General features: G+C 70.7%; 6 protein-coding genes. 3 read left to right on the forward strand and 3 right to left on the reverse strand.

Features of this window, described 5'->3' with window-relative positions; genetic code table 11:
• Positions 1 to 951, reverse strand: a 951-nt coding sequence (locus tag VR44_RS29940) for a helix-turn-helix domain-containing protein (protein ID WP_045950753.1), incomplete at its 3' end; no start/stop codon positions are given.
• Between the two features lie 231 nt (positions 952 to 1,182).
• Here VR44_RS29940 and VR44_RS29945 point away from each other — a divergent pair.
• Complete coding sequence (locus tag VR44_RS29945) at positions 1,183 to 2,742, forward strand: M4 family metallopeptidase (RefSeq protein WP_045950754.1); 1,560 nt, start codon at positions 1,183 to 1,185, stop codon at positions 2,740 to 2,742.
• 27 nt (positions 2,743 to 2,769) lie between these two features.
• Here VR44_RS29945 and VR44_RS29950 read toward each other — a convergent pair whose 3' ends face one another.
• The gene (locus VR44_RS29950; protein WP_045950755.1) at positions 2,770 to 3,720 is read right to left on the reverse strand and encodes a hypothetical protein; all 951 of its coding nucleotides are present in this window, start codon (positions 3,718 to 3,720) and stop codon (positions 2,770 to 2,772) included.
• A 54-nt stretch (positions 3,721 to 3,774) separates the two neighbouring features.
• Positions 3,775 to 4,458: an HNH endonuclease family protein gene (locus VR44_RS29955; RefSeq protein WP_045950756.1), complete on the reverse strand. Its 684-nt coding sequence runs from the start codon at positions 4,456 to 4,458 to the stop codon at positions 3,775 to 3,777.
• Positions 4,459 to 4,728: 270 nt separating this feature from the next.
• Between VR44_RS29955 and VR44_RS29960 the strand changes: the two genes are divergently transcribed.
• On the forward strand, positions 4,729 to 6,435 hold the full coding sequence (locus tag VR44_RS29960; protein ID WP_045950757.1) for a carbohydrate-binding module family 20 domain-containing protein: 1,707 nt from the start codon (positions 4,729 to 4,731) through the stop codon (positions 6,433 to 6,435).
• 82 nt (positions 6,436 to 6,517) lie between these two features.
• Positions 6,518 to 8,352 (forward strand): alpha-amylase family glycosyl hydrolase (locus VR44_RS29965; RefSeq protein WP_045950758.1); only part of this gene is annotated, 1,835 nt, incomplete at its 3' end.

Genomic DNA, 8,352 nt, shown 5'->3' on the forward strand with positions numbered 1-8,352 from the left:
TTCCACCGCCACGGAGACCGCGTGGGCGCCGATGACCGCCCGGGAGAAGCTCGTGACCGGGTGGAAGTAGGCGGGGGGAAGGGTTTCCGCCAGGAGGCGGGCCTGGTCCCAGTGGTGCCATGCGGTTCCGGTTTCGCCGCGCCGGGCCGCCGTCAGGCCGGCCTCGACGGTGAGTGCGCCCGCCACGGCCCGCACGTCGGCGGTGGCGTCGGGGAGGAGCGGGGTCAGGTAGCGGAGGGTTTCGAGGGTGACGGCGTCGGCCGCTTCGTAGTGGGCGCTGTCGCGGTGGGCCTGGGTGGTGAGCCACGCCGCCAGGCCGATGGCGTGGGGGTCCTCCGAGTCCTGGGCGGCCGTCATGCCGCGTTCGGCCACCCGCCAGACCAGGGGGGCGTCGGGCTGGTAGGCACAGAAGAACTGGGCGAGGAAGTAGGTCTCTGCCAGGCGGGCTTGGGCCGCCTTTCGGTCGGCGACCGTCTCCGCTTGGCGGACGGAGGCCTGCGCGTCCCGGATCAGGCCGGGAAGCAAAGCGCCCACGACCTCGCGGTGGTCGGGGGCCGAGTGGCGGGCGGCCCAGGCGCGGGACAGGCGGGCGGTGAGGTGCGCGACCGGCGGTGCTTCGTGGGTGCTGCCGAGGTTCAGGGAGTTGAGGGCCTCGCGGACCTCGGCGAACCTGGGGTGCCCCGGGCCGGCGAAGAGGTCGGCCTGGAGGGTGTTGTCGCCCGTGAGCTCGGACAGGTTCCGGACGCGGAGCACTTCGGCCACGCGGAGGACGATCGGGAGGTGGGGGGTGCGGAGGCGGCCGGTCTCGACCGCTTTGACCCAGGAGCCCGATCTCCCCAGGAGGCCGCCGAGTTGGTCGCGGGTGAGTCCGCGCCGGGTGCGGAGGATCTGCATTCTCTGGCCGAACACCAGTGGATCGGAGTACGGGTCCGGGGTTGCGTCGTACGACATGCGGCCTTGCCCCTTCCTTGCAGCTCGACACCGACAGGTTAGGCATCGGCTGATCGAGTAACTCGCCTTTCGGGGAAGCGGAATGGGGCGTTTTCGTTCGTTGAGCGGTGCTTGTGCTCCGCTCAACGGACAACGGAAGGTCAAATTCTTGTTGCGTACCTGTCACTTCGGCCATTCTCCTGGCACTCTCTCAGCCAGTCCCCCCACGGCTCACAAGGAGAGACCTTCCCCATGTCTTCTTCCCGCACCCCCCGCACGCTGCGCGCCGCCGCGATCGTCGCTTCGGCGGCCATGGTCGCCATCGCCGTTCAGACGGGGTCCGCCAGCGCGTCCGCCGAGCGTGAGGCGGGCGCCACCGCCCTCACGCTGTCGGCCGGGGCCCGCGCCCAGGCGATCAGCGAGGCGCAGAACTCCGCCTCCGACACCGCGCGTGCCATCGGTCTGACCGGTGACGAGCGCCTCGTGGCCCGTGACGTCGTGAAGGACGCGGACGGTACGGTCCACACCCGTTACGAGCGCACGTACCAGGGTCTGCCCGTCCTCGGCGGTGACCTGGTCGTCCACCAGAAGAAGGACGGCAGCCGCAAGACCGACAAGGCGGTGGAGGCGAAGATAGCCCCGGCCGGCGCCCGTTCCGCCCTGCGCGCTCCTGCCGGTGCGCGTCAGGTCGTGTGGGCCGCGACCGGCAAGCCGGTCTTCGCGTACGAGGCCGTCGTCACGGGCACCCAGCACGACGGCACCCCCAGCGAGCGGCACGTCATCACCGACGCCGCCACCGGTGCCGAGCTCTACTCGTACGAGGCCATCGACACCGGCGTCGGGACGAGCGAGTACTCCGGCACCGTCACCCTCGGCACCGCGCCCAGCGGGTCGGCGTTCAGCCTGACCGACACGGCGCGCGGCGGGCACAAGACCTACGACCTGAACGGCGGCACCTCCGGTACGGGCACGCTGTTCACCGACGCGGACGACAAGTGGGGCGACGGCACCCCGTCGAACCGCCAGACCGCCGCTGTCGACGCCCACTACGGCGCGGCCGTCACCTGGGACTTCTACAAGTCGGAGCTGGGCCGCAACGGCATCGCCGGCGACGGCCGGGCCGCCTACTCCCGCGTCCACTACGGCAACGCGTACGTGAACGCCTTCTGGGACGACAGCTGCTTCTGCATGACCTACGGTGACGGCCAGAACAACCAGAAGCCGCTGACCGCGCTGGACGTGGCGGGCCACGAGATGAGCCACGGCCTGACCGCCGCCACGGCCAAGCTCAACTACAGCCGTGAGTCCGGCGGCCTGAACGAGGCCACCAGCGACATCTTCGGCACCTCGGTGGAGTTCTTCGCCAACAACGCCTCCGACCCGGGTGACTACCTCATCGGCGAGAAGATCGACATCCGGGGCAACGGCTCCCCGCTGCGCTACATGGACAAGCCCAGCAAGGACGGCGCCTCCGCCGACTACTGGTCCAAGACGGTGGGCCGGCTCGACGTGCACAACTCGTCGGGCGTCGCGAACCACTTCTTCTACCTGCTGTCCGAGGGCAGCGGGGCGAAGACCGTGAACGGCGTGGCGTACAACTCGCCGACGTACGACGGTTCCACCGTCGCGGGCATCGGCCGGACCAAGGCGTACAAGATCTGGTACAAGGCCCTCTCGACCTACATGACCTCGACCACCGACTACGCGGGCGCCCGTGTGGCGACCCTGAAGGCGACGGCCGACCTGTACGGCTCGACGGGCGTGGAGTACCAGCAGGTGGCGGCCGCGTGGACGGCCGTCAACGTCAAGTGATCTGAGCGTCGCCGCCGGTCCGGGTCCTCAGGCCATGAGGGCCCGGACCGGCATCGCGATGTAGAGGGCCAGCAGGCCGACGGCGGCCAGGCCGAGGTAGCCGTTGTCCAGCGTGCCGGTCAGGTAGGGGAGGGCGGCCGCCAGTACGGCCGTGATCGCCGCGGCGTGCACCGTCTGGGCGAACGGGGACCATGCCTGTTCCTGCAGGCCGTCGGCCTCCGCCCCCACGGCTGTGGGCAGCATGCAGGTCAGGACCAGGAGCAGTGCCAGGGCGGCCGGCCCCACCCCGCGCAGGGTGGGGCCCCAGTCGCGTTTCAGGTAGCGGTCGAGCGGCTCGTCGGTGCCCACCAGGCCGCCCAGCTCCGGGGCGGTGGGGGCCCAGAGGATGCGGACCTGGTCGCCCGGCTCGGGGCGGTGCGGGGTGAAGGCCGTATCCGAGCGGACCCGGCTGCCCTGGGGCGTGGTGACGACGAGGGTGGTGTGGTAGCCCACCAGTTCCTCGTCACCGTTGCGCACCTCGTCGACGTCCGAGACCTCGGCCACAATCGCCGTCGTGTACGCGGCTCCCGCCTGGAGCAGGGAGTGGACGTACGGCGAGCCGTGCGAGCTGCCCAGGACGTTCATCGCCGCGATCGCCGTGACCACCAGCGACCAGACCGCGCTCTGGCGCAGGAAGACCCACGCCGTGCTCTCGTACTCGCGGTCCGCGAGTCGTCGCAGCGGGCCGGGCCGCCCGCCCTTGGTCAGGGAGACCGGCCTTTCCGGGCGGGTCGGCAGCCAGCCGTACTCCTCGTCGAACCACCACGCCCACAGGGCGAGGACCCGGAGCCAGACCAGTCCGCCCACCACCCACGCCAGCTCCGTCAGGCCGGGCGCCGGCAGCGGCACGCCGTCCGCCAGGCCCGCCGTCCAGACCGCCAGCGCCGCCGCCGCCGTGAAGGCGAGCAGGCCCGATATGCGTACCGACCAAGCCAGCACGATTTCCCCCCCGAGTGATCGTCAGCGCTTGAGTATCGCCTGTGGGGTGCCGGTTCAGTCGCAGGTGCTCAGCATCTCGATGAGCTTCGTGCGTTCGGTGGGCGTGATGCTCAGTTCGTACAGGCTCTTGATGTGCGTCCAGGCTCTGGAGTAGGTGCACCAGTAGAAGGTGTTGGGCGGGGCCCACTGGTCGGGGGCCTGGTCGCCCTTGGAGCGGTTGGAGGCGGCGGAGACCGCGATGAGCTGGGAGTTGTCCAGGTCGTTCGCGAACCTCTTGCGCTTGGCCGTGTCCCAGGTGTCGGCGCCGGAGCGCCAGCCGTTGGCCAGCGGGACCATGTGGTCGATGTCGATCTTGGAGGCCGAGTCGAAGGTCTTGTCGTCGTACTCGCTGTACCAGGTGCCCGTGATGGCGCGGCAGGCCGAGTCCTGGGTCACCTCGTGACCGTCACGGGAGAGGACGACCTCGCGGGTGTCGCACTCCCCGTACTGCTTGGCCCAGTGCGGGAACATGGCGCGGCTGTAGCCGGCCATGGAGTGCGGGGGCTCGACGGTGAGCCGGTCCAGTTCGGCGCGGACGACGTCGGCCGGCGGGGGTTCGGGGAAGACCCTGCGGTGGAGGGCCGGGGCGGTCGCTGGAGCCTGGCCGAGGGCGGCGCCGTTGGCCGGGGTCGTGGCGAGGAGGGGCAGGGCGGTCAGGGCGAGCGCGGTCAGGCCGCGTGCCGTCAGGTGCTTGATCACAGCACGTGGTGTAGCCGCCCAGGCCGGGCCCGTAGTGAGGGCGAGGCCGTCGGCTAGGCCGGCTGGACCGCCGGGTTCACCTGCAAGAACGCCACTGCGTAGGGCTGAATGCCACACTTTGCCCCGCTGCGCCGGAAGCCTGCCCGGCTGCACCCGCCCATCAGGCCGGAAACAATTCTGCAATCTCTTGCGCAAGGTCTTGCAACACTCCTGGGCGCCCCCTACGGTCGCGTGCAACCCCCCACGCCTTCCCGCCAGGAGGACCCCCGCATGGCCAGATCCGTATCCGCGAGCGCCGGCAGAGCCGGGCTCGCCGTGGCCGCGCTCGCTGCCGCTTCCCTCACCGCGCAGGCGCCGCAGGCGCTGGCCGCCCCGCCGGGGGACAAGGACGTCACCGCCGTGCTCTTCGAGTGGCGCTTCGACTCCGTCGCGAAGGCCTGCACCGACAGCCTCGGCCCCGCCGGGTACGGGTACGTCCAGGTCTCGCCGCCGCAGGAGCACGTCCAGGGGCCCCAGTGGTGGACCTCGTACCAGCCCGTCAGCTACAAGATCGCCGGGCGGCTCGGGGACCGGGCGGCCTTCAAGAGGATGGTGGACACCTGCCACACCGCCGGGGTGAAGGTCGTCGCCGACTCCGTCATCAACCACATGGCCGCCGGGGACGGCATCGGCACCGGCGGCTCCTCGTACACGAAGTACGACTACCCCGGCGTCTACTCGGGCGCCGACATGGACGACTGCCGGGCGACCGTCTCCAACTACCAGAACCGTGCCGACGTCCAGAACTGCGAGCTCGTCCAGCTCGCCGACCTCGACACCGGCGAGGAGTACGTGCGCGGGCGGATCGCCGCCTACCTCAACGACCTGCTGTCGCTCGGCGTCGACGGGTTCCGCATCGACGCGGCCAAGCACATGCCGGCCGCCGACCTCGCCAACATCAAGTCCCGCCTCACCAACCCGAACGCCTACTGGAAGCAGGAGGCGATATACGGCGCCGGCGAGGCCGTGCAGCCCAGCGAGTACCTCGGGAACGGGGACGTGCAGGAGTTCCGGTACGCCCGCGACCTGAAGCGGGTGTTCCAGGGGGAGAAGCTCGCCTACCTCAAGAACTTCGGCGAGGGCTGGGGGTACATGCCCTCCGCCCAGTCGGCGGTCTTCGTCGACAACCACGACACCGAGCGCGTCGGCGACACCCTCAACTACAAGGACGGCGCGAACTACACCCTCGCCTCCGTCTTCATGCTGGCCTGGCCCTACGGCTCCCCGGACGTCCACTCCGGCTACGAGTGGAGCGACAAGGACGCCGGTCCGCCCAACGGGGGCACGGTCAACGCCTGCTACACCGGCGGGTGGAAGTGCCAGCACGCCTGGCCGGAGATCTCCTCCATGGTGGGCCTGCGCAACACCGCCCGCGGCCAGGGCGTCACCGACTGGTGGGACAACGGGGGCAACCAGATCGCGTTCGGCCGCGGGACCAAGGCGTACGTGGCCCTGAACCACGAGACCGCCGCCCTGACCCGGACCTTCCAGACCTCCCTCCCCGCCGGGAACTACTGCGACGTGCAGAGTGGTCGTGCCGTGACCGTCGACGCGGGCGGCCGCTTCACCGCCACGCTCGCCCCGCAGACCGCCCTCGCCCTGCACATCGGCGCCCGCACCTGCACCGGTACCCCATCGGCCGCCGGCGGGGCCTCGTTCGCCGTCACCGCCACCACCGTCCCGGGCCAGGACGTCTACGTCACCGGCGACCGGGCGGAACTCGGGAACTGGAGCACGAACAGCACCGCCCTCAAGCTCGACCCGGCCTCCTACCCCGTGTGGAAGCTCGACGTCACCCTCCCCGCCGGGACCACGTTCGCCTACAAGTACGTCCGCAAGGACGCCTCGGGGAACGTCACCTGGGAGAGCGGGGCCAACCGCTCCGCCACCGTCCCGGCCAACGGCAAGGTCACCCTGACCGACACCTGGCGCAACTGACCGCGCGCCCTCCGCCCAGGGCCGCCCGGCACTCCTGACCCTGCCACGCCGGGCGGCCCTCACCTCCCCGAGGAGAGACCCCTTGACACGCCCCGCAGCGGGACTGGCCGCCGCCGCCCTGGCCGTGGCCCTCCTGCCGGCCCTGCCGCACGGCGCGGCCGCCGCCACGCCACCGGCCCCGCCCTCGGACGCGAAACTCGCCGCCGAGCCCGCCCGCCACGACCTCACCCGCGAGCAGTTCTACTTCGTGCTCCCGGACCGCTTCGCGAACGGCGACCCGCGCAACGACACCGGCGGACTGACCGGCACCCGGCTGCAGACCGGCCTGGACCCGACCGACAAGGGCTTCTACCAGGGCGGGGACCTCAAGGGGATCACCGACCGCCTCGACTACATCAAGGGGCTCGGCACCACCGCCATCTGGCTGGCGCCGATCTTCAAGAACCAGCCCGTGCAGGGGGAGGGGGCCAACGCCTCGGCCGGCTACCACGGTTACTGGATCACCGACTTCACCCAGGTCGACCCGCACTTCGGCACCAACGCCGACCTGGCCCGCCTCATCGACAAGGCGCACGGCAAGGGGATGAAGGTCTTCTTCGACGTCATCACCAACCACACCGCCGACGTCGTCGACTACAAGGAGGGGTCCCACGACTACCTCTCCAAAGGCGCCTTCCCCTACCTCACCAAGGACGGCGTCCCCTTCGACGACAGCGACTACTCGGACGGGAAGAAGAAGTTCCCCGCCGTCGACGCCGCCCGCACCTTCCCCCGTACCCCCTCCGTCCCCGCCGCGAAGAAGGACCTCAAGTCCCCAGCCTGGCTCAACGACCCGGCGATGTACCACAACCGGGGCGATTCCACCTTCGCCGGGGAGTCGGCGGAACAGGGCGACTTCGCCGGGCTCGACGACCTGTGGACCGAACGCCCCGAGGTCGTCAGCGGCATGGAGAAGATCTACGAGAAGTGGGTCCACGACTTCGACGTGGACGGCTTCCGCATCGACACCGTCAAGCACGTCGACATGGGCTTCTGGACCCAGTGGGCCACCGCCCTCGACCAGTACGCGGCCCGGCACGGCCGCAAGGACTTCTTCATGTTCGGCGAGGTCTACTCCGCGGACACCGCCGTCACCTCCCCGTACGTGACCCGCGGCCGCCTGGACGCCACCCTGGACTTCCCGCTCCAGGACGCCATCCGCGCGTACGCCTCCCAGGGCGCGCCCGCCGGACGCCTCGCCTCCGTCCTCGGCGACGACTACCGGTACACGACCGACAAGGCCAACGCCTACGAGCAGGTGACCTTCCTCGGCAACCACGACATGGGCCGCTTCGGGGGCTTCCTGAAGCAGGACCGGCCCGGTGCCGGCGAGACCGAGCTGCTGGACCGCTACCGGCTCGCCAACGAGCTGATGTTCCTCTCCCGCGGCAACCCGGTGGTGTACTCCGGCGACGAGCAGGGCTTCACCGGCTCCGGCGGCGACAAGGACGCCCGTCAGCCCCTCTTCGCCACCCGGATCGCCGACTACCTCGACGACGACGAACTGGGCACCACCCGCACCGCCGCGAGCGACGCCTACGACACGGAGCACCCTCTCTACCGGCAGATCAGCGCCCTCTCGAAGCTGGTGAAGGACCACCCCGCCCTGCGGGACGGCATCCAGAGCGAGCGCCTGTCCGACGGCAGCGTCTACGCCTTCGCCCGCACCGACCCCAGGACCCGCACCGAGTACCTGGTCGCCGCCAACAACGCCACCGTGCCGAGGACGGTCCAGCTCGACGCCCCCGCCGGCGCCCGCTACCGCACCCTCCACGGCGGCCCCGCCCCCACCACCCCCAACTCCCCCTACTCCACCGGCCTGACCGCCGCCTCCCCGGCCGGCAAGCTCACCGTCACCGTCCCCGCCCTCACCACCAC

The sequence above is a fragment of the Streptomyces katrae genome, from assembly GCF_000966975.1.
GTDB lineage: Bacteria > Actinomycetota > Actinomycetes > Streptomycetales > Streptomycetaceae > Streptomyces > Streptomyces katrae.